At 71.1% G+C, this 24,759-nt stretch carries 20 protein-coding genes; 8 read left to right on the top strand and 12 right to left on the bottom strand.

Annotated elements, in window-relative coordinates:
• Nucleotides 1-161 precede the first annotated feature (161 nt).
• The 5 genes from ACIQ7D_RS11675 to mce all read right to left on the bottom strand — a co-directional run bounded on the left by ACIQ7D_RS11675 (nucleotide 162) and on the right by mce (nucleotide 7,348).
• On the bottom strand, nucleotides 162-941 hold the full coding sequence (locus ACIQ7D_RS11675) for an ABC transporter permease subunit (protein WP_403936322.1): 780 nt from the start codon (nucleotides 939-941) through the stop codon (nucleotides 162-164).
• Between the two features lie 2 nt (nucleotides 942-943).
• The gene (locus ACIQ7D_RS11670; protein WP_403936320.1) at nucleotides 944-1,870 is read right to left on the bottom strand and encodes an ABC transporter ATP-binding protein; all 927 of its coding nucleotides are present in this window, start codon (nucleotides 1,868-1,870) and stop codon (nucleotides 944-946) included.
• A gap of 94 nt (nucleotides 1,871-1,964) precedes the next feature.
• On the bottom strand, nucleotides 1,965-2,903 hold the full coding sequence (locus ACIQ7D_RS11665) for a cellulose-binding protein (protein WP_403936318.1): 939 nt from the start codon (nucleotides 2,901-2,903) through the stop codon (nucleotides 1,965-1,967).
• 134 nt (nucleotides 2,904-3,037) lie between these two features.
• The gene (gene scy, locus ACIQ7D_RS11660) at nucleotides 3,038-6,760 is read right to left on the bottom strand and encodes a polarized growth protein Scy (RefSeq protein ID WP_403936316.1); all 3,723 of its coding nucleotides are present in this window, start codon (nucleotides 6,758-6,760) and stop codon (nucleotides 3,038-3,040) included.
• Nucleotides 6,761-6,919: 159 nt separating this feature from the next.
• On the bottom strand, nucleotides 6,920-7,348 hold the full coding sequence (mce, locus tag ACIQ7D_RS11655) for a methylmalonyl-CoA epimerase (protein ID WP_403936314.1): 429 nt from the start codon (nucleotides 7,346-7,348) through the stop codon (nucleotides 6,920-6,922).
• Nucleotides 7,349-7,526: 178 nt separating this feature from the next.
• Here mce and ACIQ7D_RS11650 point away from each other — a divergent pair, with 178 nt between their 5' ends.
• Both ACIQ7D_RS11650 and meaB read left to right on the top strand, forming a co-directional pair.
• A complete protein-coding gene (locus tag ACIQ7D_RS11650; protein ID WP_403936310.1) occupies nucleotides 7,527-8,729 on the top strand; it encodes an acetyl-CoA C-acetyltransferase in 1,203 nt (400 codons plus the stop codon).
• A 118-nt stretch (nucleotides 8,730-8,847) separates the two neighbouring features.
• The gene (gene meaB / locus ACIQ7D_RS11645) at nucleotides 8,848-9,834 is read left to right on the top strand and encodes a methylmalonyl Co-A mutase-associated GTPase MeaB (protein WP_403936309.1); all 987 of its coding nucleotides are present in this window, start codon (nucleotides 8,848-8,850) and stop codon (nucleotides 9,832-9,834) included.
• 113 nt (nucleotides 9,835-9,947) lie between these two features.
• Here meaB and ACIQ7D_RS11640 read toward each other — a convergent pair whose 3' ends face one another.
• Nucleotides 9,948-10,682: a PepSY domain-containing protein gene (locus ACIQ7D_RS11640; protein ID WP_403936307.1), complete on the bottom strand. Its 735-nt coding sequence runs from the start codon at nucleotides 10,680-10,682 to the stop codon at nucleotides 9,948-9,950.
• Nucleotides 10,683-10,798: 116 nt separating this feature from the next.
• Here ACIQ7D_RS11640 and ACIQ7D_RS11635 point away from each other — a divergent pair, with 116 nt between their 5' ends.
• Nucleotides 10,799-11,461, top strand: coding sequence for a response regulator transcription factor (locus ACIQ7D_RS11635; RefSeq protein WP_384993011.1), 663 nt, complete (start codon nucleotides 10,799-10,801; stop codon nucleotides 11,459-11,461).
• Complete coding sequence (locus ACIQ7D_RS11630; RefSeq protein WP_403936305.1) at nucleotides 11,458-13,011, top strand: ATP-binding protein; 1,554 nt, start codon at nucleotides 11,458-11,460, stop codon at nucleotides 13,009-13,011. Before ACIQ7D_RS11635 ends, ACIQ7D_RS11630 begins: the two co-directional genes overlap by 4 nt.
• 89 nt (nucleotides 13,012-13,100) lie before the next feature.
• Here the strand turns inward: ACIQ7D_RS11630 and ACIQ7D_RS11625 are convergent, their stop codons facing one another.
• The 4 genes from ACIQ7D_RS11625 to ACIQ7D_RS11610 all read right to left on the bottom strand — a co-directional run bounded on the left by ACIQ7D_RS11625 (nucleotide 13,101) and on the right by ACIQ7D_RS11610 (nucleotide 15,757).
• The gene (locus ACIQ7D_RS11625) at nucleotides 13,101-13,577 is read right to left on the bottom strand and encodes a MarR family winged helix-turn-helix transcriptional regulator (RefSeq protein ID WP_384993006.1); all 477 of its coding nucleotides are present in this window, start codon (nucleotides 13,575-13,577) and stop codon (nucleotides 13,101-13,103) included.
• Nucleotides 13,578-13,704: 127 nt separating this feature from the next.
• Nucleotides 13,705-14,457: an AIM24 family protein gene (locus ACIQ7D_RS11620; RefSeq protein ID WP_403936302.1), complete on the bottom strand. Its 753-nt coding sequence runs from the start codon at nucleotides 14,455-14,457 to the stop codon at nucleotides 13,705-13,707.
• A gap of 11 nt (nucleotides 14,458-14,468) precedes the next feature.
• Nucleotides 14,469-15,119: an AIM24 family protein gene (locus tag ACIQ7D_RS11615; protein WP_403936301.1), complete on the bottom strand. Its 651-nt coding sequence runs from the start codon at nucleotides 15,117-15,119 to the stop codon at nucleotides 14,469-14,471.
• The gene (locus ACIQ7D_RS11610; RefSeq protein ID WP_403936299.1) at nucleotides 15,119-15,757 is read right to left on the bottom strand and encodes an AIM24 family protein; all 639 of its coding nucleotides are present in this window, start codon (nucleotides 15,755-15,757) and stop codon (nucleotides 15,119-15,121) included. The genes ACIQ7D_RS11615 and ACIQ7D_RS11610 overlap by 1 nt, the downstream gene beginning before the upstream one ends.
• Nucleotides 15,758-15,970: 213 nt before the next feature.
• On the opposite strand from ACIQ7D_RS11610, the gene ACIQ7D_RS11605 reads away from it, so the two are divergent.
• From ACIQ7D_RS11605 to ACIQ7D_RS11590, 4 genes are all read left to right on the top strand, one after another.
• On the top strand, nucleotides 15,971-16,315 hold the full coding sequence (locus ACIQ7D_RS11605; RefSeq protein WP_403936296.1) for a DUF3817 domain-containing protein: 345 nt from the start codon (nucleotides 15,971-15,973) through the stop codon (nucleotides 16,313-16,315).
• On the top strand, nucleotides 16,312-16,605 hold the full coding sequence (locus tag ACIQ7D_RS11600; RefSeq protein ID WP_403936294.1) for an MTH1187 family thiamine-binding protein: 294 nt from the start codon (nucleotides 16,312-16,314) through the stop codon (nucleotides 16,603-16,605). Before ACIQ7D_RS11605 ends, ACIQ7D_RS11600 begins: the two co-directional genes overlap by 4 nt.
• A gap of 240 nt (nucleotides 16,606-16,845) precedes the next feature.
• Nucleotides 16,846-18,669, top strand: a complete 1,824-nt coding sequence (locus ACIQ7D_RS11595) for a glycosyltransferase family 2 protein (protein ID WP_403936960.1) — start codon at nucleotides 16,846-16,848, stop codon at nucleotides 18,667-18,669.
• A 3-nt stretch (nucleotides 18,670-18,672) separates the two neighbouring features.
• A complete protein-coding gene (locus ACIQ7D_RS11590; RefSeq protein WP_403936292.1) occupies nucleotides 18,673-20,652 on the top strand; it encodes a galactose oxidase-like domain-containing protein in 1,980 nt (659 codons plus the stop codon).
• A gap of 114 nt (nucleotides 20,653-20,766) precedes the next feature.
• Here ACIQ7D_RS11590 and ACIQ7D_RS11585 read toward each other — a convergent pair whose 3' ends face one another.
• Nucleotides 20,767-23,508, bottom strand: a complete 2,742-nt coding sequence (locus ACIQ7D_RS11585; protein ID WP_403936290.1) for a hypothetical protein — start codon at nucleotides 23,506-23,508, stop codon at nucleotides 20,767-20,769.
• A 237-nt stretch (nucleotides 23,509-23,745) separates the two neighbouring features.
• Nucleotides 23,746-24,723 carry a glycoside hydrolase family 6 protein gene (locus ACIQ7D_RS11580; RefSeq protein WP_403936958.1) on the bottom strand — a complete coding sequence of 326 codons (978 nt, stop codon included), beginning with the start codon at nucleotides 24,721-24,723 and terminating at the stop codon, nucleotides 23,746-23,748.
• Between the last annotated feature and the right edge of the window lie 36 nt (nucleotides 24,724-24,759).

The raw sequence follows: 24,759 nt of genomic DNA, 5'->3' as shown, positions 1-24,759 counted from the left end.
GGCCAAGTCGTTCCGGCGGAGAGTCGGGCGCACGGTGCCGGTCCGTCCCCCTCGCGCGCCCGGTCCGCCCGCCTCACGTGCCGGAGTGTCCGCCCCCTCGCGCGCCGGAGTACGGAGCCTCGCGCGCCGGAGTACGGAGCCACACGCGCCGGAGTCCGCGGCTACGCGTCGCGCTTCTTCAGTACGGCGTATCCGCCCGCCAGCGCCGCCACCACCCACAGCGCCATGATCCCCAGCCCCTCCCACGGGCCGTACGGCGCCGGGGTCGAGTTCAGGGCGCCGGACACCACCTGGGTGATCTGGCGTCCCGCCTGGTCGGGAAAGTACCGGGCGACCTCCTTGGCGCCCGGGACGGCCGCCAGGATCTGCGAGACGAGGAAGAAGAACGGCATCAGGATGCCGAGCGAGAGGATCGAACTGCGCAGCATCGCGGTGACGCCCATCGAGAACAGCGCGATCAGCGTCATGTAGAGACCGCTGCCGATCACCGCCCGCAGCACGTTCGGCTCACCGATGGCCGTGCCGTGGTCCCCGAGCAGCGCCTGCCCGAGGAAGAACGCCAGAAAGCCGGTGATCACCCCGACCACCAGCGCCAGCACCCCGGCCACCAGGATCTTGCCGAAGAGGAACGTGGCGCGCCGCGGTACGGCCGCCAGCGAGGCGCGGATCATGCCCGAGCTGTACTCGGAGCCGACCACCAGCACCCCGAAGACCACCATCGCGAGCTGCCCGAGGACCATCCCCGAGAAGCTGGTGTACGTCGGGTCGAAGGTCGCCCGTTCCATCTCCGAGAGGGTGCCGAACTGGGAGTTCACCACCGCCGAGAGCGCCCCGCCCAGGGCCACCGTCACCACCAGCGCGCTGACCAGCGTCCAGGTCGTGGAGGAGACCGTACGGATCTTGGTCCACTCGGAGCGGAGAACCGCCGGAACCGATGCCATGGTCAGACCCCCTCGCCCTCGCCGGACCCGCGGGAGTGGTACTCGACCGACTCCGCCGTCATCTGCATGAACGCTTCTTCGAGGGAGGCGCGCTGGGCGCTCAGCTCGTGCAGCACGATCCCGTGGCGCGCGGCCAGCTCACCCAGCTCCTCCGTGGTCGCGCCGTCGACCTCCAGGACTCCGCCGGCCGCGTCGGCCGCCGTGAAACCCCCCTCGTGCAGCGCGTCCTTCAACTGCTCGCGCTGCGGCGAACGCAGCCGCGCGTAACTCCGGGAATTCGTGTGGATGAAGTCGGCCATCGAGGTGTTCGCGAGCAGTCTGCCCTGCCCGATCACGATCAAGTGATCGGCGGTCAGGGCCATTTCACTCATGAGATGACTGGATACGAAGATCGTGCGGCCTTCGTGTGCGAGTGCCTTCATCAGATTGCGGATCCAGTGGATTCCCTCGGGGTCCAGACCATTCACCGGTTCGTCGAACATCAAGATCTCCGGATCACCGAGCAGCGCCGCCGCGATACCGAGCCGCTGCCCCATCCCGAGGGAGAATCCCTTCGACTTCTTCCGCGCCACCGCCGTCAGTCCGACCACGTCGAGGACGTCGTCGACCCGGGACTCCGGGATCCGGTTGCTCTGCGCCAGACAGAGGAGGTTGTTGTACGCGGTACGGCCCCCGTGCACCGACTTGGCCTCCAGCAGCGCCCCGATGTGCTTGAGGGGTTCCGCGAGGTCCCGGTAGTGCCGTCCGTCGATCCGGACCGAGCCGCCCGTCGGATGGTCCAGACCGAGCATCATCCGCATCGTGGTCGACTTGCCCGCCCCGTTGGGGCCGAGGAAGCCGGTCACCAGGCCGGGCCGCACCTGGAAGGAGAGGTGATCGACGGCCACCTTGCGGCCGAAGCGTTTGGTGAGCCCCTCTACCTCGATCATGCGGCCAACCTAAACGCGCGCAAAGCCCCCCGCCACCGGAGTGACAGGGGGCTGCGCGATCGTTACCCGATCGATCGGCCGGGGCCGTGGTGGATCAGCGCGACTGCTGCGCCGGGACCCCACGGGAGATCGGCTCGTCGTCCGCCGGGGAGCCGGCGGCGGCCACCGCGGCACCCGTCAGCGTCGCCAGCATCTCGCGGACGTTGGTGAGCTGGGCGTTGATCGAGTCGCGGCGGTTGGTGAGCGCCGCCAGCTCGCGCTCCGATTCGCTGCGGATCCGGTCGGCCTTGGCGTTCGCGTCCGCCACGATGTCCTCGGACTGACGCTGCGCCGTCTCGACCGTCTGACGGGCCCTGCGCTCCGCGTCCGTACGCAGCTTCTCGGCCTCCAGACGAAGCTGCTCGGCGCGGTGCTCGATCTCCGCCAGGCGCTTCTCGGCCTTCGCCTGACGGGATGCCAGGTCGCGCTCCGACTGCTCACGCCGCTTGGCGAGGTTCGTCTCGAAGTCCGTGGCGGCCTGGGCGGCCTTGGCACGGGTCTCCTCGAAGAGCGCGTCGGCCTCCTCGCGCTTGGACTGCGCGTCCTTCTGCGCGTCCGAACGCAGCGTCGACGCGTCGCCCTTCGCCTTGTCGACGATACGGACGCCCTCGTCCTCGGCCTTCGCCTTGCGCTCGACGGCGAACGCCTCGGCGTCGTTGCGTACCTGCTGGGCCGCCGACTCGGCGAGCTCACGGTGCTGTTCCGCCGCGCGACGGGCCTCCTCGCGCAGGTCCTTCGCCTCCTCCTCGGCGAGGCGGAGGATCTTCTCGACGCGGGCGCCGAGACCGGCGTACGACGGCTCGGCGTCGCTGACCTGGGCCTGGGCGTTCTGCGTCTCAAGGTGGAGTTCCTCGATGCGCTTTTCGAGAGCGGTGATGCGGGCCAGTGCACTGTCACGGTCGGCGACGAGTTTGGTAATGCGGTCGTCCACCTGACCGCGGTCGTAACCACGCCGCACGAGCTCGAAGCCGAATGGGGAGGAAGTGTCGCTCATGGGGTTCCTGTCGAATGAGACCGGTGAGGTGATAGAAGGAATCCTAGGGGCCTGAGCGGCGTGTCACCGAGCCGATGCAGCTTTGATATGGAGAATGTCCAGCCTTTCGAGTGGCAAGTCGCCTTCCACAGACTCTAACTGTCCGAGGACTTGTTACTCGAACGGGTGGTTCCAGCCACTGCGCCCGCCTTGACGGGATTGTCCTTCCCGCCGCCTGACGGTGTCTCGAACGACTCCAACGCCTCCAGCACATCCTGGACACGGGAGATCTCCGCCTGGATGTCCTCACGTCTGCGGACCAGCACATCCAGCTCGTGTTTGCCCTCGTCGACCATCTGTTTCGCCTCGGCGGCGGCCTCGGCGCGCAGTTGCTCGGCCTCTCTGACCAGGGTCGCCTTCTTCTGCTCGGCCTCCTTGAGGAGACCCTCCGCCTTGCGCACCGCCGCGATCCGGACCGAACTCGCCTCCGAATTGGCGTCCGCGACCAGCTCCTTGGCCTTCTCCTCGGCCTCGGCACGCTGTTCGTCGGCGGCCTTCATCAGCTTGTCGACGCGCTCGCCCGCAGTCCTGAGCTGTTCGGACGTCTCACGCCGCGCCCGCTCGTGCAGTTGCTCGATCTCGTTCTCGACGCGCCTGCGCAGCTCCTCGCCACGCTCCCGTATGGCCGTCGCGTCCCGGCGCGCCCCCACCAGCAGCTCGTTCGCGTCCGAACGGGCCTGCTCCACGAGGGAGTTCCCGTCGATCGTCGCGTCCGAGGTGATCCGGGCCGCCTCCTTGCGGGCCGCGCCGACCAGCGCGTCGGCCTGCTTCTCGGCCTCCGTGGCCGCGCGCAGCCCCTCCTCCCGGGCCTTGTTGATGAGCTGGTCCGCCTGCTCCGCGGCGTCGGAGCGGCGCTTCGCCGCGTCCTTGCGCGCCTCGTCGAGCAGCCAGTCCGTCTCCTCCTGCGCCTCGTTCCTGACCCGCTCGGCCGTGGCCTCGCTCTCCCGCTTGAGCTGCTCGGCCTCGGCCCGTACCCGCTCCGCGGCCTGCTGTGCGGAGCCCACCGTCTCGGCGGCCTCCGCACGCATCCGCTCGGACTCGCCCGCGGCCTCGTTGATGAGCCGGTCGGCCTGCGCGGCGGCGTCGCTCCGCATCCGGTTGGCGTCCTCGCGGGCCTCGGCGCGGCTGCGGGACGCGTCCTGCTCCGCCGACGCCAGCGCGTCCGACGCCTCCGTCCGTACCCGCTGCGCGTACTCGGCGCTGTCGGAGCGCAGCCGCTCCGCCTCCCCGATCGCGTCGTTGACGGTGCGTTCGGCGAGCGCCTGGGCGGCCTCCGACTCCTCCTGGACCCGGGTACGGAGCTGGTTCGCCTCCGCGGTGGCCCGCTCCCGCTCGGTGCGCGCCTCCGCCCGTACCCGCTCGGCCTCCTCGCGCGTCTCCGCCTGGAGCCGGTCCGCGGCCTGCTCGGCGGCGACCCGCTGCGCCAGGATCTCCTGCTCGGCCTGGTCGTGCAGCCCCGCGACCGCGTCCCGCACCTGCTGGGCGGTCTGCTCGGCGGCGGCCACCAGCTCCGTGGCGCGGTAGTCGGCCTCGCCGACCAGCCGCTGCGCCTCGGTCTGCGCGTCCTCGACCCGTTTGCGCGCCGACGCGAGCAGTTCCTCGCTCTGCTCGCGGGCGCGCTCGCGCTCCTGCTCCGCCTCGGCGCGGGCGCCCGTCAGGGTCTCCTCGGCCTCGCGCCGGCGACGCGTCGCCTCCTCCTGCGCGGCGGCCAGCGCCTCGGCGGCCTCGGCGGCGACCCGCTCGGCGGCGGCGCCCGCCTCCGCCCTGATCCGGTCGGCGCTCTCCTGCGCCTCGGTCTTGAGCCGCTCCGCCTCCGTGGCGGCCTCCGTGCGCAGCCGTACCGCCGCGTTCTCCGCCTCGGCGCGGGACTCCGAGGCGTCCTGGGCCGCCTCGGTCCGCAGCCGCTCGGCCTCCTCCTCGGCCTGTGCCTGGAGCGTACGGCTGCGCTCCGCGGTCTCCGTGCGCAGCCGCTCGGCCTCCTCGGCCGCCTCACGGCGGATCCGCTCGCCCTCGGCGCGCGCCTCGGTCAGCGCCTCCTCGGCGGACGCGAAGCGCGCCTCCGCCTCCGTGTGCAGCCGGGTCAGCTCGCCGGCCGCCTCGGCCTTGCGGGCCTCGACGCCCCGCTCGGCCTCCTCGCGCAGCTCGGCGGCGGCCTGCTCGGCGGCGACCCGCATGACCTCGGCGAGGTCCTCGCCCTCCTCGCGCAGCCGCTCGGCCTCGGCACGGGTGCGCTCCAGGGTCTCCTCGGCCTGCCGGCGCAGCGTCGTGGCGCGCTCGATGGCTTCGGTGCGGACCCGTTCGCTCTCGGACGTCGCGCTCGTGCGCAGCTCGTCGGCGTCGGCCTTCGCCTTCGTCAGCAGTTCCTCGGCGGACCTGGCCGCCTCCTCGATCTGCTGGACGGCCTCCCTGCGGGCCTCGCCGCGGATCCGCTCGCCCTCCGCGACCGCCTCGGCCCTGAGCTGTTCGGCCTCGCCGCGCAGCCGGCGCGCCTCCTCCTGGAGCTCGACCGTCTTGGCGCGGTACTCCTTCGTGTCGTCCTTGGCGGCGCCCTTGAGCTGGTCGGCCTGCTCGGCGGCCTCGCCGCGGAGCCGGTCCGCCTCGGCCTCGGCCTCGTGGCGGATCCGGTCGGCCTCCTCGCTCGCCGAGCGGGTGGTGGCCTGCGCGTCGTCGGACGCCTTCGTCAGGACCTCTTCGGCGGTACGGGCCGCCTTGGCGAGCTGGGCCGCGGTGTCCTCCGCGGCGACCGCGCGGGCCTTCTCGGCGGCCTCCGCGACCAGCTTCTCGCCCTCGGCGCGGGCGTCGGCGAGGGCCTGCTCGGCCTCCGCCTTGGTGGCCTCGGCCTCCTTGGTCGCCTCGTTGACCAGCCGGGCGATCTCCGACTTGGCCGTACGGGTGCGCTGCTCGTTCTGCGACTCGGCGCCGGCGAGCCGCTTGGACGCGGTCTCCTTGGCCTCCGTGACGACCTTCTCGGCCTCGGCCCTGGCCTCCCGCATCCGCTCCTCGGCGGCCTGCATCCGCTGCTCGGCGGCGCGGCTCAGCTCGGTGGCCTGCTGGCGGGCCTGGTCGGCCTCGGCGGTGGTGGAGGTACGGAGCTGTTCGGCGTGGCTGGTGGCCTCCTGCGCCTGCGACGAGGCGGCGTTCAGCATCCGCTCGGCGTCCCTGCGGGCCCGCAGCAGCAGCGCCTCGGCCTCGGCCCTGGCCGCCTCGGCCTCGGAACCCAGCCTGCGCCGCGCCTCGTCGGTGACCCGCGCGGCCTCGGCGCGCGCGGCGGCGAGCGACTGCTCCGCCTCGGCGCGCGACTCGTCCATCAGCCGCCTGGCCTGGGCCTCCGTACGGGCGCGGAGCTGTTCGGCCCAGGCGACGTTCTCGTTGACGTGGGACTCGACGGTCTGCCGGCGCTCCGCCAGCTCCTGGTCGAGCCGCTGGCGGCGCTGGACGGCCTCCGTGTGCAGCTCCGCCTGGAGCCGCGCCTGGTGCTCGGCGTGCTCCTGGAGGATGCGCTGCGTCTGGGCGCGGGCGTCGCGCAGCTCGCGCTCGGCGTCCTGGCGCATCTGCTCGGCCTGCATCTGGGCGTTCCGCAGATGCTGTTCGGCCTGGTAGCCGAGGTCTCCGCTGTCGTACGAGGAAGAAGGACGGGTCGCCAGAGCGCGCCGTGCCTCGTGGAGCTTGGCGCGCAACACCTCGACCTGGTAACCGAGGTCCTCGGCGTGCTGGACGGCCTTCTCCCGCGCGGTCTTCAGCCGGTCCATCTCGGCTTCGAACCGCGAGAGGTGGTCGTCCTCAGCTCGGTGGCTCTGCTGGCTTTCGTAGCCCCGCACTGCGCGGTCCCATCCGTCCCCTGGTCGCAACTGCCCTATTGGGCACCGTTCTCGGCGAACGGACCCCCGGGGGAATGGTGACAGATCAACGGCAGGGGCGCGGCCCCGGCCCGGCCCCGGCCCGGAAGCGCCACTCTACCGGGCCGGGAATCCTTAAGGTCAGTGCTCCGGGCGGGAGGTGACCAGTTCTGTGAGTACGCCGTGGCAGTCCTTGGGGTGGAGGAACGTGATGCGGGACCCCATCGAACCGGTGCGCGGCTCGTCGTAGAGGACCCGTACCCCCTTGTCACGTACGGCCTGGGCATCCCCGTCCACATCGGCGGTCCCGAACGCGATGTGATGGACGCCCTCCCCGTTCTTGGCCAGCCACTTGCCCACGGCCGAATCCTCCCGGGTGGGTTCGAGGAGCTGGAGGTACGAGGCTCCGCCGTCGGACGTCCCGTTGATCTTGAGCATGGCCTCGCGGACGCCCTGCTCCTCGTTGACCTCGGTGTGGAACACCTCGAAGCCGTACGTGGCCCGGTAGAACTCGACGGTCGCTTCGAGGTCGAAACAGGCGATTCCGATGTGGTCGATTCTCGTCAGCATGCTGACAGTGCAGCGGTAGGGAGGTGATTACGCAACGTGCGCGCCGTCACACGCGCCGCCGGGTGACCCGGACCCGTACCGCTCAGTACATTTGAAGTGAACCGTCGTTCACACGACGGCCGGCCCACCGTCCACTCCTCAGGCCGCACGCAGCCGCACGTAAAGGGGATCGCGTCCCATGTCTGGAACGAACACCACCACCTCCGTGATCGTCGCCGGCGCCCGTACCCCCATGGGACGGCTCCTCGGCTCGCTCACCAGCTTCTCCGGCGCCGACCTGGGCGGCTTCGCCATCAAGGCCGCCCTGGAACGGGCCGGGATCGGCGGCGACCAGGTGCAGTACGTGATCATGGGCCAGGTGCTCCAGGCCGGGGCCGGCCAGATCCCGGCGCGCCAGGCCGCCGTCAAGGGCGGCATCCCGATGAACGTCCCCGCACTCACCGTCAACAAGGTCTGTCTCTCCGGGCTCGACGCGATCGCGCTGGCCGACCAGCTCATCCGCGCGGGGGAGTTCGACATCGTCGTCGCCGGTGGCCAGGAATCGATGACGAACGCCCCACACCTGCTGCCCAAGTCCCGTGAGGGCCACAAGTACGGCGCGATCGAGATGCTGGACTCCATGGCGTACGACGGGCTCACCGACTCCTTCGAGTCCATCGCCATGGGCGCCTCCACGGAGAAGCACAACGCCCGCCTGGGCATCGCGCGCCTCCCGCAGGACGAGTTCGGCGCCCTCTCCCACCAGCGGGCCGCCGCCGCCCGGAAGAACGGGATCTTCGAGGAGGAGATCACCCCGGTCGAGATCCCGCAGCGCAAGGGCGACCCGGTGCTCTTCTCGCAGGACGAGGGGATCCGCCCCGAGACCACCGTGGAGTCGCTGGCCCGGCTGCGCCCCGCGTTCGCCGCGGACGGCACGATCACCGCGGGCACCTCCTCGCAGATCTCCGACGGCGCGGCGGCCGTCGTCGTCATGAGCAGGGCGAAGGCCGAGGAGCTGGGCCTGGAGTGGCTGGCCGAGATCGGTGCGCACGGCAATGTGGCGGGCCCGGACAACTCGCTCCAGTCCCAGCCCTCGAACGCGATTCTGCACGCCCTGGAGAAGGACGGCCTCGACATCGACGACCTGGACCTGATCGAGATCAACGAGGCGTTCGCGGCGGTCGCCGTGCAGTCCATGAAGGACCTCGGAGTGTCCCCGGAAAAGGTGAACGTGAACGGGGGAGCGATCGCGCTGGGCCACCCCATCGGGATGTCGGGCGCCCGGCTGGTGCTCCATCTCGCGCTGGAGCTGAAGCGGCGCGGCGGCGGGACCGGCGCCGCGGCCCTCTGCGGAGGCGGCGGCCAGGGGGACGCGCTGATCGTCCGCGTGCCGGGACAGTGACTGGAATTCGGCCATATCCGCGCCCGGGTGGCCGGGCCGGGCCGTACGGGGTCCGGCCGTGCGGGGTCCGGCCGTACGGGGAGCCGCGGTCCGGCGGCGCGAGAGGAGCGGAGCTGTGATGCAGGACGTCCCGGGGCTGGTGGCCCAGGCGCGCGAGGGCCGGCCGCGGGCCGTGGCCCGGCTGATCTCCCTGGTCGAGGGGGCGTCCCCGCAGCTCCGCGAGGTGATGGCGGCGCTGGCCCCGCTCGCGGGGAACGCGTACGTCGTCGGCCTGACCGGCTCGCCCGGTGTCGGCAAGTCGACCTCGACCTCGGCGCTGGTCTCCGCGTACCGCAGGGCGGGCAGGCGGGTCGCCGTACTGGCGGTCGACCCCTCGTCCCCCTTTTCCGGCGGCGCGCTTCTCGGCGACCGGGTCCGGATGTCCGAGCACGCCTCCGACCCGGGCGTCTACATCCGCTCGATGGCGACCCGCGGCCATCTCGGCGGCCTGGCCTGGGCAGCCCCGCAGGCGATCCGGGTGCTGGACGCGGCGGGGTGCGATGTGATCATCGTGGAGACGGTAGGCGTCGGCCAGTCGGAGGTCGAGATCGCCTCGCAGGCCGACACCTCGGTCGTGCTGCTGGCGCCCGGTATGGGCGACGGCATCCAGGCCGCCAAGGCGGGGATCCTGGAGATCGGTGACGTGTACGTGGTCAACAAGGCCGACCGCGACGGCGCCGACGCCACGGCCCGCGAGCTGAACCACATGCTCGGCCTCGGCGAGTCCCGGGGCCCCGGCGACTGGCGCCCGCCGATCGTGAAGACCGTCGCCGCGCGGGGCGAGGGTACCGACGAGGTGGTGGAGGCGCTGGAGAAGCACCGCGCCTGGATGGAGGAGCACGGCGTCCTCGCCGAGCGCCGGGCCGCCCGCGCGGCCCACGAGGTGGAGACCATCGCCGTCACGACCCTGCGCCGGCGCATCGGGGACCTGCACGGCGACCGCCGCCTGGGCGCGCTGGCCGAGAGCGTCGTGGCCGGCGAGCTGGACCCGTACACGGCGGCGGACGAACTGGTCGCGGGGATCACGTCCGGCCGGCCCGGCCCGTCCGGCTCGTCCGGCCACTGAACGGGAGCCGGACGGACCGTCGTTCGCGGCCCGTCCGGCTCCCGCTGTCGCGTACTCCCGTCATCGGCGTTCATCGGCGTTCATCAGCGGTCATCGGCCGCGGTCCGCCGCCGTCAGTCGTCGTCACCGTCGTCGTCGCTGCCCACCGTCACCGCGCCGGTCCTGGAGTTGACGTTCAGCTCGTGCGTACGGCCGTCCTTGCCGCGTACGTCGACCTCCCAGGGCCCGCCCCGGTCGTCGTCCAGCTCGGCGGAGGTCACCGTTCCGGGTACGGAGGCGAGGGCGGCGGAGATCGCCCGGCGCACATCGACCGTGGCGGCGCGCAGGGCCGCCCGGTCGTCGGCGTCGTCATCGTCGGCGGTGTCGGCGTTCCGGTCCACCCGGACCGACCCGTCGGCCGCGTCCACCTTCAGCTCCACCCAGCGGTTGTCCTTACCGAGCAGATCGATCTCCCAGCGCTCGGCGCCGGCGGCACCGTCGTCGTCCCGCTCCACCGAGGACACCGCCCCCGGGCGCGCCGCGAGCGCCACCGCGACGGCCTGGGCCGCGGACAGGCTCGCCCGGGGCGCGCTCGGGGTGGCGGACGGCGTCGGGGAGACCGTCATCGGCGGGGCCGGCGTGACCGTGGAGTCGTCGCCCGCGCCGTCGTCCCGGCCGTCCCGGTCGCCGCCGTTGTCGTCCGGCGCGCCGTCCGAGGCGGTCGGTGTCGCGGTGACCACGGGCACCACCGGCGCCGCGTCCTTGCCGTCCTGCCCGTGGTCGCTGCTCAGCGCGACCGCGGCCGTGTAGGTTCCGCCGCCGATCAGTGCCGCCGCGGTGATCGCTGCGATGACGAAGTTGCGCTTCATGGGGTGGGCCTCCCGAGTCGGTCCGTGTCGAACGCCTTCAATCTGCCGTACCGAAGCTGAAGCCAGGCTGAAGTCGGCTGAAGTGATCTTCAGGTTCCGTTTGGGAAGCTGTGCGCATGCGCCTGTTGATCGTGGAGGACGAGAAGCGGCTCGCGGTGTCGCTGGCCAAGGGTCTGACCGCCGAGGGGTTCGCCGTCGATGTCGTCCACGACGGCCTCGAAGGACTGCACCGCGCGGGCGAGGGCGTGTACGACCTCGTCGTCCTCGACATCATGCTGCCCGGCATGAACGGCTACCGGGTCTGCGCCGCCCTGCGCGCCGCCGGCCATGACGTACCGATCCTGATGCTCACCGCGAAGGACGGCGAGTACGACGAGGCGGAGGGGCTGGACACCGGCGCCGACGACTATCTGACCAAGCCGTTCTCGTACGTCGTCCTCGTCGCCCGGGTCAAGGCCCTGCTGCGCCGCCGTGGTTCGGCCGGCGCCTCGCCCGTGCTGCGCATCGGCGGGCTCACCGTCGACACCGCTGCCCGGCGCGTCTTCCGCGACGGTACGGAAGTGGCCCTCACCGCCAAGGAGTTCGCCGTACTGGAGCAGTTGGCGGTACGGGCCGGACAGGTCGTCGGCAAGCCGGAGATCCTGGAGCATGTCTGGGACTTCGCCTACGAGGGCGACCCCAACATCATCGAGGTCTATGTCAGCGCGCTGCGCCGCAAGATCGGCGCCGCGTCCATCCAGACGGTGCGCGGGGCGGGCTACCGGCTGGTCGCGCTGTGAGCGGCCGCTTCTCGTCCGTACGGGCCAAGGCGTCGCTCGGTGCGACGGCCGTCGTCGCGGTGGCGCTGGTCGCGGCCGGGGTCGCGGTCCTGCTCTCGCTGCGTGTGAACCTCACCGGTCAGGCGGACCGCGAGGCGGACCGGGCGGCGCGCGAGGTCGCACTGGAGATCGCCGCCCAGGCCCCCGACCGGACCCCGTACGCGAAGCTGGAGCTGCCGGACGCCGAGGACCATCCGGTGCAGGTCACCGACGAGGACGGGCGGCTGCTCGCCCTCAGCGAGGGCCTGGAGCGGATCAGCGGCTCCGGCGTGGCCACGGTCGGCGGGGCGCGGAACGCGGCCGCGGAGCCGACGGCCACCGCCCGTACGGGTGCCGACGACGACGACGCCGATGACGACGGCGACGGCGACGGCGACGGCGCTGGCGGTGACGACGACGGCAGGGGGAACGACGACAGCGGGAAGGGCGGGGACGACGACCCGGCGGTCGGGGAGATCGACGACACCACCGAGTACAGCGACGGGAGCGCCACGGCCGACGGACAGGCGGGCGCGTACCGCTTCGCGACCGTCGAGGCCACCGACCGCACCGGCAGGACGGTCCGCGTCCACGCGGGGGCGAGCCTCGCGGACCGGCAGAGCGCGGTCGGTACGACAGCCGTGGCGATGCTGCTGGGCCTGCCGGTCCTGCTCCTGATCGTCGGCGGAGTGACCTGGCTGGTCACCCGGCGCGCGCTCCGGCCGGTGGAGGGCATCCGGAGCGAGATGGCCGCCATCACCGCCTCCGAGGACCTGTCCCGGCGGGTGCCGGAGCCCGCCACGCACGACGAGGTGGCCCGGCTGGCCCGGACCACCAACGAGACGCTGACCGCGCTGGAGGCGGCCGTCGAGCGGCAGCGCCGCTTCGTCGCGGACGCCTCGCACGAACTGCGCAGCCCCATCGCCTCGTTGCGCACCCAGCTCGAAGTGGGGCACGCCCACCCGGGGCTGCTGGACGTGCCGGGCGCGGTCGCGGACACCGTACGGCTCCAGCAGCTCGCCGGGGACCTGCTGATGCTGGCGCGGCTGGACGCGGGGGAGCGGCCCGGGCGGACCAGGACCGATCTGGGCGCGCTGGTCCGCGAGGAGGTCTCGCAGCGGGCGACGGACCGTATCCCCATCGCGGTACGCGCCCGGGAGGGGTTCGACGTGCTCGGTTCGCGCGGTCAGCTGGCGCGGGTGCTCGGCAACCTCCTCGACAACGCGCAGCGGCACGCGGCCGGTTCGGTCGAGGCGTCGGTGCGCCGGGTGGGCGCCTGGGTGGTGCTCGCGGTCGCCGACGACGGGGCCGGGGTGCCGGAGGCGGAGCGCGAGCGGATCTTCGAACGGTTCGTACGCCTCGACGACGCCCGTAGCCGTGACGACGGCGGGGCCGGTCTCGGGCTGGCCATCGCGCGCGATGTGGCGGAACGCCACGGCGGCACCCTCACGGTCGGCGGGCCGGCGTCCGGCGGCGCCCTGTTCGAACTGCGGCTGCCGGCGCTGACCGGCCCCGGCGAGGCCGACACGTAGGGCCCGCTGTCCTGACCGCGCCCGCTGTGCGGTGCCGCCCGCCGTGCCGTTCCGGCCTGTCGTACGGGGCGTGCGGGCGCCGCCGCTCGTCAGGCCTTGCCGCGCCGGCCGCGGAGCTGTTCGGCGACCGGGGTCAGCGACGCCCGCAGCTCCGCCAGCGCCTCGGGCGAGAGCAGATCGATGAAGTGCCGCCGTACGGACTCGACATGGTGCGGGGCGACGCGCTGCATCGTCTCCATACCCTGGTCGGTCAGGACCGCGAAGAGACCGCGCCGGTCGGACTCGCAGTTCTCTCTGCGCACCAGGCCCGCGGTCTCCATTCGGGTGATCTGGTGCGAGAGCCGGCTCTTGGACTGGAGCGTCATGGCGGCGAGATCGCTCATCCGCATACGCCGCTCCGCCGACTCCGAGAGATTGACCAGGATCTCGTAGTCGTTCATGGTCAGCCCGAACGGCTGGAGGTCCTTCTCCAACTGGTGCGTCAGCAGCTTGCTGACATCCAGGTGGGTACGCCACGCGCACTGCTCCGCATCGCTCAGCCAGCGGGTGGCCGTCTCGGTCTCCATGTAATCGATTCTACCTAAGAAGTTGAATTCTGGACGAAATATGAGAGGTGCTACATGTGACCCCGGGCGCGCGGGCGCGCCATGGGAAAGGCGCACGCGTTCGACGTCACACTCCGCAGACTACCGCTCACAGCCCGAAGCGGCGCTGGAGATCACCAAGTCCTCCCTGTCCCGAGGAGGGCGCCCCGCCGCCCGGCACCCCTGCCTCCGGGGCCGCCGCGCCCGTCGGCTGCTCGGCCATCAGTATCTCCGTCGACTGGAGCAGCACCGTACCGGCGCCGACGAACTCGAATTGGTGCTCCTCGCCCGAGACGCCCCCGATCCCCGTCAGCGACCGGAGTCCGCCGAGCACACCGGACATATAGCCGTGATCGTAATGGTGGCAGGGCGACGGGCAGTCCGCCCAGCCGACCAGCGCCTGCGGGTCCACCCGGAGCGGCGGCTCCATGAAGACCACGGGCCCGTTGGACGCCGCGACGAACTTCCCCGTCCCGATCAGGGTCAGGAACCCCGGCACGATCGACTGCTTCAGCGCCAGCGAGGGTTCGTACGCCAGCAGATTCCCCGACCGGATCGTCAGATTGCCGTCCTCCAGGTCGAAGGAGTTGACGTCGAAGGCGCGGTCGGCGAGCAGCATCTTGCCGCTGCCCTCCGCGACCACCCAGTCCGCCGCGTGCAGCGGCGAGTGGAAGCTGCTGCGCACCAGCGGTTCGAAGCGGCCGTGACCGATCCCGTCGAAGTTGATCTGCCCGTAGTAGGCGATCATCCTGCCCTTCTGGAGGAACCACCGGCTCCCCTTCAACTCCACGCAGAAGGTGTACGCGTTGACGTTGTCGTCGCTCGGCAGCGTCACCGGATCGTGGATCACCGGCGCGCTCATGACTCCTCCGCTCACAGCTTCTCCTCCGACGCCTGGACGAACACCGCACCGCTGCCGCTCAGCTCCAGCTGGAACGCCTCGCCCGAGCCGCGTCCCACCATGTCGCGCCAGCCGAGCGCCGTGGAGAGCTTGTTCCGTACGTCGCCGTGGTGGGCGACGTACGCCTGCGGATCCACATGGATGTCCCGCCCCGGGGAGATCGGCACCTCGATCACCCCGCCGTGCGCCATCACCGCGACCGCGCCGTGGCCCTTGAGCGTGGTCGTGAACAGCCCCTGGCCGGTCACCTGGCCGCGCACCATGCCCATCACACCGCCCTGCGAACCCATGAACATCGTGCCCTGCTGGAGGGTGCCGTCGAAGGCGAGCAGCCGGTCCGCCTCCACGTAGAGGGTGTCGCCCGCCAGATTGATCACCTGGATGTGGTGGCCGCCGTGCCCGAACATGACGGTGCCACTGCCCTCGACCGTCATCAGGGGGGTCGCCTCGTTCGCCACGCGCCGGCCGATCATCGACATCAGCCCGCCCTGGCCGCCCTGGATGTTCGGTGTGAAGCTGACCTCGCCCCGGTAGGCGAGCATCGCGCCGCGCTGGCTGAACAGCTTCTGGCCGGGCGCCACCGTAGCCTCGACCATCTTCGCGTTGACCTCGCGGAACGGCATCAGACATCACCCCCGATCGTGTTCCGCTCGCTCGGCTGCACATAGACCAGACCGTCGCCCTCGAAGCGGATCTGGAAGGACTCGCCCGACCCCTCGCCCATGATCGTTCTGAAGTTCACCCCGGACTGGAACTTCTGCTGGAGATTGCCCTGATGCGCGATGTACGCGCCCGGGTCGACGTACAGCGGGTACTGCGGCGCCACCCGGAGGACCACCGCCTCACCGTCCGACATGACCGCCGCCTGTCCCGTGCCCTCGACCGTGGTCGTGAACAAGCCATTTCCGGTCGCGCCGCCGCGCAGCCCGGTGAAGGCCGTGCCCGTCCGCAGCCCGGCGTCCGTGCAGAGCAGATTGCTCGCCTCGACATAGAGTTTGTCGCCGTGCAGCGAGACGAGATTGATCTCGCTCGCCCGGTCGGCGAAGTAACACGTGCCCTGGCCTTTCACCTCCATCACGGTCATCTGCTCGCCGGTGAGGCGGCGCGTCACCATCCCGCGCAGTCCGTCACCGCCGCCGGTCATCTTCTTGAAGGTCATCCGCCCGTCGTACGCGACCATCGAGCCGTTCTTCGCTTTGACGGCGTCGCCGGTCAGGTCGACGGCCAGCACCTTGCTGCCTTGCAGTCGGAACTGAGCCACGCCTCGACGGTATCCGGCGCCGCCGACAGGGAACAGGGGCCACGACCCCGACACGTCCCGGAACGTCCCCGGACCCAGGACCCTGATAACGGTCGGGTCAAGTGGAGCTGTCACAATGAGGAGGCGCTTGTGCGCGCTTTCACAAGATCGCGCGCGTGAAGCCGCGTGTCGCTCTGCCCTCACGTTGCCCCCGATGACGAAGGTGCCTGCCCCGTGGACATCAAGACCGCCTCCTCCCTCCACCGCCTCCGCCTGGTCTCCGCCCCGGAGGCCGTGTCCTTCCTCCTGCTCCTCGTCTGCTCGGTCCTCAAGCGGACGACGGAGTTCAACGCGGTCCCCGTGATGGGTGCCGTCCACGGCCTGCTCTTCGTCCTGTACGTGCTCTTCTGGCTGGACGCCTGGAACCGCACCAAGTGGTCCTTCGGCACCGCCGCCCTCTACTTCGTCCTCTCCGTCCTGCCCACCGGCGGCTTCTTCGCCGAGCGCAAGCTCAAGCGCGCCGCCGACGACGAGGTCATCGCCTCCCGCGCCCGCCGCGAAGGCACGGTGAACGCATGATCGTCGCCTTCTCCGTCTCGCCCCTCGGCGTCGGGGAGGACGTCGGCGAGTACGTCGCCGACGCCGTCCGCGTCGTCCGCGACTCCGGACTGCCGAACCGTACGGACGCCATGTTCACCTCGATCGAAGGAGAGTGGGATGAGGTGATGGACGTGGTCAAGCGCGCCGTCGCCGCCGTCGAGGCCCGCGCCGGGCGCGTCTCGCTCGTCCTCAAGGCCGACATCAGGCCCGGTGTCACCGACGGTCTGACCTCGAAGGTCGAGACGGTGGAACGCCACCTCGCCGGCTGATCCCGCTGATCCCGGTGCGAACCTCCGGGCGGCCCGGACGTTTCCCGGGCGTGGCCCGCGCCGACTCCGTACGGGCGAACCCTTGAAGGTAAAGCCCCTCGCACGGACCCCTCCAGTCGACACGCCGGTCGATGTCCCTTTTTGTGGGGACATCGACCTCGTGAGAAAGCTGGTGGCACCGTGCGCCCGGAGAGCTTCGAGTACGACTACGACATCCACAGTTGTCTGGCCGGTCCCCTCATGGAGCCGGACCCGGCAGCCGTCTACCGGGTGCGGTACCGGAGTCTGCTCTCGCGGGAACCCCGTCGAATACGCGCCATCGCGCTGATGGCGCTGGCACCGCTCCTCTCCGGAGCCCTGCTCGTCTACCTGGTCTGGCCCACCCACCGCACCGAGCGCGAGGGCGGCGACCGCTGGCTCATCGCCTTCGACCACGTGATGCTCGGCTCGATCGGGCTCATCGCCTTCTTCATGCTGGTCAACGTGGTCTCCGTGGCCCACGCCACCATGGTCGCCCAGGACCCGATACCGGTCCCCGCCGAGACGGGCACCCGGGTCGCGTTCCTCACCACGTACGTCCCCGGCAAGGAACCGCTCTCCATGGTGCGGGACACCCTCGAAGGCGCCGGGCGCCTGCGCCACAGCGGCCCGCTCGACATCTGGCTGCTCGACGAGGGCGACAGCCCCGCCGCCCGGGCGCTCTGCGCGGAGCTGGGCGTACGCCACTTCACCCGGCTGGGGGTGCCCGAGTGGAACCGTACGCGCGGTGTCCACAAGGCCAGGACCAAGCACGGCAACTACAACGCCTGGCTCGCGATGCACGGCGACGACTACGACTTCTTCGCCTCCGTCGACACCGACCACATACCGCTCCCCAACTTCCTGGAGCGGATGCTCGGTTACTTCCGCGACCCGGACGTCGCCTTCGTCGTCGGCCCCCAGGTGTACGGCAACTACACCTCGCCGGTCACCAAGGCGGCCGAGTCCCAGCAGTTCCTGTTCCACGCGCTGATCCAGCGGGCGGGCAACCGCTACCGCGCGCCCATGTTCGTCGGCACCAACAACGTCGTACGGGTCACCGCGCTCAAGCAGGCCGGCGGTCTGTACGACTCGATCACCGAGGACATGGCCACCGGCTTCGAGCTGCACCGCCGCAGGAACCCGCTCACCGGCCGGTTCTGGCGCTCCGTCTACACGCCCGACGTACTGGCCGTGGGCGAGGGGCCCGCCTCCTGGACGGACTTCTTCACCCAGCAGCTCCGCTGGTCCCGAGGGACGTACGAGACCCTCTTCAAGCAGTACTGGAAGGCGCCCTTCCGGGTGCCGCCCGGACGGCTCTTCAGCTACACGATGATGCTCGTCTACTACCCGATGACCGCGGTCAACTGGTTCCTGGGCATCCTGAGCTGCGTCCTGTTCCTGTGGCTCGGCGCCTCCGGCACCCAGGTCTCGTCCTCCGTCCTGCTGATGCTCTACAGCGACGCCGCCGCCCTCCAGATAGGGCTCTACCTCTGGAACCGGCGCCACAACGTCTCACCGCACGAGCCCGAGGGCTCCGGCGGGCTCGCGGGGATGGCGATGTCCGCGCTCTCCGCGCCGGTCTACCTCAAGTCCCTGGGTTCCGCGGTGCTGCGTACCCGCGGCCGCTTCGTCGTCACCCCCAAGGGCGGCGAGGCCAGCCCCGACCGGCTGCTGACGTTCCGGCTGCACCTCTTCTGGGCCGCTGTGCTGGTCTGTTCGCTCATCGCGTCCGTGTTCCTCGGCCACTCCCATGTGGCGATGCGCACCTGGGCCCTCCTGGCGCTGGCGATCGCGCTTGCCCCGGTCGCGGTCTGGGGGTGGACGCTCCGGCAGGAGCGCGCCGAGCGGAGCGCGGCCCCCGCCCCCGCCCCCGTGGCTGCCGAGCCGCGGCCCGGACAGCGGCCCGCGGTCCCGCCGAAGCCGGCCTTCCCGCCCAGGCCGGTGGCACCGCCCCACCCCGTGGCACCGCCCCACCCCGTGGCCCCGGCGCGCCCCCTGGCGGACCGCGCGACACCCGTGTCGACGACGACCGGAGGGAACTGACAGATGTCTGACCAGTACCGGCCCCGGCGCCGGCCGTCGAGCAGACTGAGGAAGACCCTGATGGGCGGGGGAGCGGTGGTGGTGCTCGTCGGCCTCAACGCCCCCGCGGCCGTCTCCTTCGCCCAGGAGAAGTACCACGCGTACAAGATCGCCCAGCCCGGCTACAAGCGGCAGTACGGCTCCTGGAGCACCCTCGCCGTGCCCCAGGAGTACCGTACGAACGCGATCCACGCGGCCCTGCTCCACACCGGCAAGGTGCTGATCATCGCGGGCTCCGGCAACAACCAGAAGAAGTTCGACAAGGGTTCGTTCGACACGATCCTGTGGAACCCGGCCGACAACTCGTTCAAGAAGATCCCCACCCCCGAGGACTTCTTCTGCTCGGGCCACTCCCAGCTCCCCGACGGCCGGCTGCTGGTCGCGGGCGGCACGGCGCGCTACGAGGTGCTCGACGACACGATCGAGCGCGCGGGCGGCGGCATGCGGATCAAGAACGAGAACCCCGACAAGGCGCACACCTTCAAGAAGGGGACACGCTTCCGCTCCCCGTCGGGTGTCGAGTACCTCAGCAAGTTCGATGTCACCGTCCCGAAGGCCAAGCGTGAGTTCAAGATCTCCTACGCGTCCAGCGGCCGGATGCTGCCCTGGAAGACCAAGGTCACGGCCGGGGAGGCGCGCGTCTTCGTGGAGGCGGCGCGCAAGGGCCCCCAGGCGCTGACGACGCAGGCCGCGCAGTACGAGATCCTCGGCCTCAAGGGCAAGGACGCCGACAACCTCTACGGCCTCGCCCAGAAGATCACCACGGAGAAGCAGGACTTCCAGGGGATCAAGGCCGCGTACGAGTTCGACCCCAGGGCCGAGAAGTACATCCCCGTCGACCCCATGAAGGAGGCCCGCTGGTACCCCACGCTCGTCACCCTGGAGGACGGCAAGGTGCTCGCCGTCTCCGGCCTGGACGACGTGGGCGCCGTACTCACCGGGGACAACGAGCTGTACGACCCGAAGACCAAGAAGTGGTCCAAGGGCCCCACCCGCTACTTCCCGACCTATCCCGCGCTCTTCCTCACCAAGGGCGGCAAGCTCTTCTACTCCGGCTCCAACGCCGGGTACGGCCCCGCCGACCAGGGCCGCGAGCCGGGGCTGTGGGACGTGAAGACCAACACGTTCACCGGGATCGGCGGCCTCACCGACCTCGACCAGACGGAGACCTCGGCCTCCCTGCTGCTGCCGCCCGTCCAGGACCAGCGGGTGATGCTGCTGGGCGGCGGCGGGGTCGGTGAGTCCTCCAAGGCCACCGCCCGTACCGCCGTCGTCGACCTGAAGGCCGACAACCCGGCCTTCCGGGAGGGCCCGAAGCTGCCGCAGGGCACCCGGTACCTGAGCAGTGTGCTGCTGCCGGACGACTCGGTGTTCACCACCGGCGGCTCCTCCGACTACCGGGGCCGCAGCGCCAGCGACATCCTGAAGGCGCAGTTCTACGACCCGAAGTCCAACACCTTCCGCCGCGCCGCCGACCCGACCGTGGGCCGCAACTACCACTCCGAGGCGCTGCTGCTGCCGGACGGCCGGGTGGTGACCTTCGGCTCCGACCCGCTCTTCGACGACGCGGACAACACCAAGCTCGGCACGTTCGAGCAGCGGGTGGAGATCTACACCCCGCCCTACCTCCACGGCGACAAGGCCCAGGAGAAGCGCCCGAAGCTGGGCGCGGGCCCGCGGAAGGCCGGCGCGAACGGCCGGGCCACCTTCCGTACGGACCACCCCGAGGCGATCGCCAAGGTGCGGCTGATGCGCCCGAGCGCGGTCACCCACACGACGGACGTCGAGCAGCGCTCGGTCGACCTCACGATGACGAAGGGCAAGGGCTCCCTGACAGTGGAGGTTCCGAAGGACCGCGCCCTGGTGCCGCCCGGCTGGTACATGCTGTTCGTCACCGACGCGGCGGGTCTGCCGTCCGAGGCGAAGTGGATCCAGGTGGAGTAGCGGCCACCGGTCACGAGGGGCGTGTACGCGGCGAGCGGGACCTCCTCCCGCGTACGCCCCCCGCTCTGCCTCGTCCCCCGCTCTGCCTCGTCCCCCGCTCCACCTCGTCCCCCGCTACCCCGTCCCTCCGCGCTGCTCCGGCGGCGGGCACCAGCCGCTCTGGCTCAGCGTCCCCCACCGCCCGCAGAATCCGACCTGCGCGGGCCGCTTCATCCCGTCCACCCGCTGCACCGATATGATCTTGTCGAGCGGAATCTGACGGTCCACCACCCCGCCGAAGTCGATCCGCCCGCTCTCCCCGTCCAGCGCCGCGCGCCCATGGATGCTGCTGAGCGAGTGCCACACCGTCAGCGAGGACAGCGGCAGTTTCGACGCCGCGTCCTGAAGCTGCCCCACCGCCTTGAGATACAGATTGACCGCGTCGAACGCCAGCGAGGCATGCCCGTCCAGCGACGTGTTCGCCAACTGCTCGCACTCCGTGGGGAACAGCTTCCGCAAGGTGCTGTAGAGGTCGCTCTTCGTCTGGCAGGACGTGGATCCCAGGGTGAAGTCCAGGAAGTCGAAGGGCACTTTGGGGTACGCGGTACGCCGGACCGGATCCGCCGCCATCCGCGCCACGTCGTCACCCCCGAGCAGGAACGGCGGGTTCGAACCGCACGCCGCGTTCACCCCGGCCAGCAGCGTCTCGAAGTCCTCCGGCCGTCCGGTGAAGAACACCAGCCCGTCGTACCCGCACGCGTGCTCCCCCACGGTCCGCGGCCCCGGATACCCGGAGACCGTGTTCGGGGCGGGCGACGGCTTGTACCCCTGCTGCTCGATGTCGAAGTCCGCGCCGTCGAAGCTCTGCGCCGCGTCGGCCCGCAGGTTCTCGCTGTACTCGTCGGTCGGATCCGCCGAGTAGACGATCCGCACGCTGCGCCGCGGAATCGTCTTCTCCCCGGCCAGATACGCCCCGTACGCCGCGGCGACCGCCGCCTGGCGCCGGTTCTGCGGCGACACCTGGTAGTACATCGGCGAGTGGTCGTCCAGGGAGTCCGCCGACAGCGACGTCGCCACCATCGGCAGGCCGATCCGGGTCAGCTCCTCTATCGTCGCGATGGTCGCCGTACGGCTCTGGTCGAGCCCGGTGACCCCGACGATGGACGGGTCGCTCCGCATCATCCCCTCCACCGTGCGGGCGACCTCGGGGCCGAACCGCATCCCCGTACCGGCGCTCGCCGGAAAGATCCGCAGCACCGGATCGGTGGCCCCGCGCTTGTCCAGTTGACGCCGCTGCGCGCTCGCCGCGCCCTGAAGCGCCTCTCGTACGTACGTGAGCGAGCTGGGCTGCCCGGAGGTGCTGAGCAGCGCGGAGAGATGGACCAGCGTCACCACCGGCCGGTCCGCGTACTGCTGGTGGATCTTGTCGGCCTCGCGGTTCTGGCGGGCGATCGTGCTCAGCGTCTCCCTGAGCGCCGGATCCTTGGAACCGAAGGCGTAACCGTTCGGCGCGACCCCGACACACTCCCCGGTCGACCGGCGCTCCAGCGTCGCCGCATCGGGGTCCGACGCGCTCAGCCCGCAGTGCAGCTCCCGCGACTTCAGCGCGGGCCCCGGGTCGAAGGCCCGGGCGAACCCGCCCGCGAGCAGCGCGACCACGACCACCCCCGCCAGGGCCGTCACCCGTCGGCGCGCCCACCCCGGCGGCGGATCCACCGTGAGCCGTCTGACCAGCTCGACCCGGTTCTTCTGCTGCTGGTACGTGGGTGCGTCCGGGGCCAGTGGCGCGGGCACGTCGACCGGCAGGTACCAGACGCCGGCCGAACGGCTCCGCCCGGCAGCCTCGAAGTTGTGGCGCCAGATCCCGTACAGATCCTCCGACAGCGGCCCCTGCCCGCGCAGTTCGTGCCCGAGGAGCTCGCCCCCGAGTCCCGTTCCGGTGCAGAAGACCGCCAGTGGATCGAAAACCCCGGTCTCGTTGCGTACGTCCACCAGCGAACGGATCAGTGCCGTGCCGTGATCGGCGTCGCTCACGTCCGTCAGAAACGCCACGCAATAGGCGGTACGGCGTGCGGCCCTGCGCCGCCGGAATCGGCGCCGGTACGCCACCCGGAGATCTTCCAGAAAGGCGTTGATCATCAACTTGCCGACCTGCTCGGGGTTTTCCCGTCCCCGGCGGGGCCGCGTCAGCCGCATGGCGAAACCGGGGAATGTCCCCGGGTCGCGCGGCGCCATGTAGGGCTGCCGCATGAGCCACCGGTACTCGGCCCCGACACCGCGCCAGGCGCGGAACCAGGCGAGCGGAAAGAGATGGAGTCCCAGGACGAGAACCCACCAGGGAATGTTTCCCTGTATCGAGACCTCGGTGTCCGGACTGCGCAGCACACCGAACAGCCGCCGGCGCTGGAACTCCCGCTCCCGCAGCCTGCGCAGCAGTTCCCGGTCCTGCTGAGGATCCGGTTCCCGTGCCGGGTAATCGGACTCCAGTAACCAGTTGACCAGCCCGAACCGCCGGAACCGCACCCGCTCGTCGCGCCCGTTGCGTACCGAGGAGAACTCCTGGGCGAGCGCCACCAGCGCCCGCCGGTACACCTCGACCGGCTGCCATTCGGCGGGCAGGGGGTCTGATTCCCGGGCGACTTCGTCCCGGATCGCGGACATGGAGATGAACTCGTGCGGGATCCGGCGGGGCGTGGCCTCGCCGAGGGAAGCCTTGATGCCCTCGGTCAGCTCCGTCAGATCGTCACCGACCAGACAGACCACGGGAATTCCGTTTCGCTCGGCGAGTTCCGCGGGTAACTCGCCTTTTCTCGGTCTGCGTACGAGGGTGGCCAGCAGCTCGAAGACCTTGTTCGCGTTCTCGAATACGGGTGTCATGATCTCCCCGTTGAACCGTGTTCGAATGACGCTCGACTGGTATCACGATGCCCCAGCTGAGGAATTCGACACGTTACCGCTCACGGAACGCGGAAGCGGTCGCACTGCACACAACCTCCACCCGCAGGGGTGGTCCTGGGCACATCCACGGCGGTTTCCGGGCCGTGGGGACCGGACGCGTGGGGGACCCGGTCCCGTACGCGTCCGGCCGGGCCTCAGCCCTTCGCCCGCTGGGCCTCAGCCCTTCGCGCGCCGGGCCAGGCCCAGCGCGTACTCCGGCCACCAGGTGCCCGCCGCCGGGCCGCCGCGGCAGGGGCCGTCCGATTCGCCGGGGCGTTTGATCCAGAGGAACGCGTCGACCAGTTCGTTGCCGGTGTTCGTGGTCGGCGGGGTGCCCAGGGCGCGGCCCGGGGGGTTGCACCAGGCCTGGTCACGGTTGCCGGGGAGGGGGCCCGCGCCGTTTCTGCTGGTGTCCACCGTGAAGTGGGTCTCGCCGAGCAGGCCGGCCAGCCGGGTGCCGTACGCCTTGACCGTGTCGTTGGTCTGGAAGTTGGACACGTTGAGCGAGAAACCGTCCGCCGCGCCGACCCCCGCGCGCTGGAGCGGGCCCACGACCTTGGCCGGGTCGGAGATCCAGTCCGGGTTACCGGCGTCCAGGTAGACACGGGTGTGCGGCTGCTTCTTCAGCCGGCCGACCGCCTGGGAGAGGAGCTCGTACCGCTCGGTGTGGTGCTCGTCGGGGGTGCAGCCGTCCGCGAGGTGCGGGAGCGCGTCCGGCTCCAGGACGACGATCGCCCGGGCGTCACCGATCGCGTTCGCGAAGGTGTCGATCCAGTCGCGGTAGGCCGGCCCGTCGGGGGCGCCGCCCGCCGAGTAGAGCCCGCAGTCGCGGTGCGGGATGTTGTACGCGACGAAGACCGCGGTCCGCTTGCCGGCGGTCGCGCCCCGTACCGCCCGGCGGATCTGCGGCTCGGGGTTGTCCCCGGCCGGCCAGACGGCGACGGCGCGGTCCGCGATCCGCCTGAGCAGCTTCGCATCGCCCGAACGCCCCTCCTTCTCCCACTGCTCGACCTGCCGGACCGCGTCACTGTCCGGGTCGATCCAGAACGGCGCCGCCGCGGTCGGGGCGGCCTCACCCTGGACCACCGCAGCGGCCGTCCGGGCGGCGGGAGCGGTGGGCGCATCGGCCCCGGACCTGGACGGGGCGCAGCCCATCGCCGTGGCCAGCGCGAGCAGGACGGCGAGAAGGGG

The sequence above is a fragment of the Streptomyces sp. NPDC096310 genome (assembly GCF_044763125.1).
In the GTDB taxonomy this organism is placed as follows: Bacteria; Actinomycetota; Actinomycetes; order Streptomycetales; family Streptomycetaceae; genus Streptomyces.
Note: the sequence above shows the minus strand (reverse complement) of the source record. Positions and strands in the feature narration are given on the sequence as shown.

Coding starts and splice junctions, on each gene's coding strand:
- ACIQ7D_RS11675 (WP_403936322.1), bottom strand. CDS start 941: ATGGCATCGGTTCCGGCGGTTCTCCGCTCCGAGTGGACCAAGATCCGT.
- ACIQ7D_RS11670 (WP_403936320.1), bottom strand. CDS start 1,870: ATGATCGAGGTAGAGGGGCTCACCAAACGCTTCGGCCGCAAGGTGGCC.
- ACIQ7D_RS11665 (WP_403936318.1), bottom strand. CDS start 2,903: ATGAGCGACACTTCCTCCCCATTCGGCTTCGAGCTCGTGCGGCGTGGT.
- mce (WP_403936314.1), bottom strand. CDS start 7,348: ATGCTGACGAGAATCGACCACATCGGAATCGCCTGTTTCGACCTCGAA.
- ACIQ7D_RS11650 (WP_403936310.1), top strand. CDS start 7,527: ATGTCTGGAACGAACACCACCACCTCCGTGATCGTCGCCGGCGCCCGT.
- meaB (WP_403936309.1), top strand. CDS start 8,848: ATGCAGGACGTCCCGGGGCTGGTGGCCCAGGCGCGCGAGGGCCGGCCG.
- ACIQ7D_RS11640 (WP_403936307.1), bottom strand. CDS start 10,682: ATGAAGCGCAACTTCGTCATCGCAGCGATCACCGCGGCGGCACTGATC.
- ACIQ7D_RS11635 (WP_384993011.1), top strand. CDS start 10,799: ATGCGCCTGTTGATCGTGGAGGACGAGAAGCGGCTCGCGGTGTCGCTG.
- ACIQ7D_RS11625 (WP_384993006.1), bottom strand. CDS start 13,577: ATGGAGACCGAGACGGCCACCCGCTGGCTGAGCGATGCGGAGCAGTGC.
- ACIQ7D_RS11620 (WP_403936302.1), bottom strand. CDS start 14,457: ATGAGCGCGCCGGTGATCCACGATCCGGTGACGCTGCCGAGCGACGAC.
- ACIQ7D_RS11615 (WP_403936301.1), bottom strand. CDS start 15,119: ATGCCGTTCCGCGAGGTCAACGCGAAGATGGTCGAGGCTACGGTGGCG.
- ACIQ7D_RS11600 (WP_403936294.1), top strand. CDS start 16,312: ATGATCGTCGCCTTCTCCGTCTCGCCCCTCGGCGTCGGGGAGGACGTC.
- ACIQ7D_RS11595 (WP_403936960.1), top strand. CDS start 16,846: ATGGAGCCGGACCCGGCAGCCGTCTACCGGGTGCGGTACCGGAGTCTG.
- ACIQ7D_RS11590 (WP_403936292.1), top strand. CDS start 18,673: ATGTCTGACCAGTACCGGCCCCGGCGCCGGCCGTCGAGCAGACTGAGG.
- ACIQ7D_RS11585 (WP_403936290.1), bottom strand. CDS start 23,508: ATGACACCCGTATTCGAGAACGCGAACAAGGTCTTCGAGCTGCTGGCC.
- ACIQ7D_RS11580 (WP_403936958.1), bottom strand. CDS start 24,723: ATGGGCTGCGCCCCGTCCAGGTCCGGGGCCGATGCGCCCACCGCTCCC.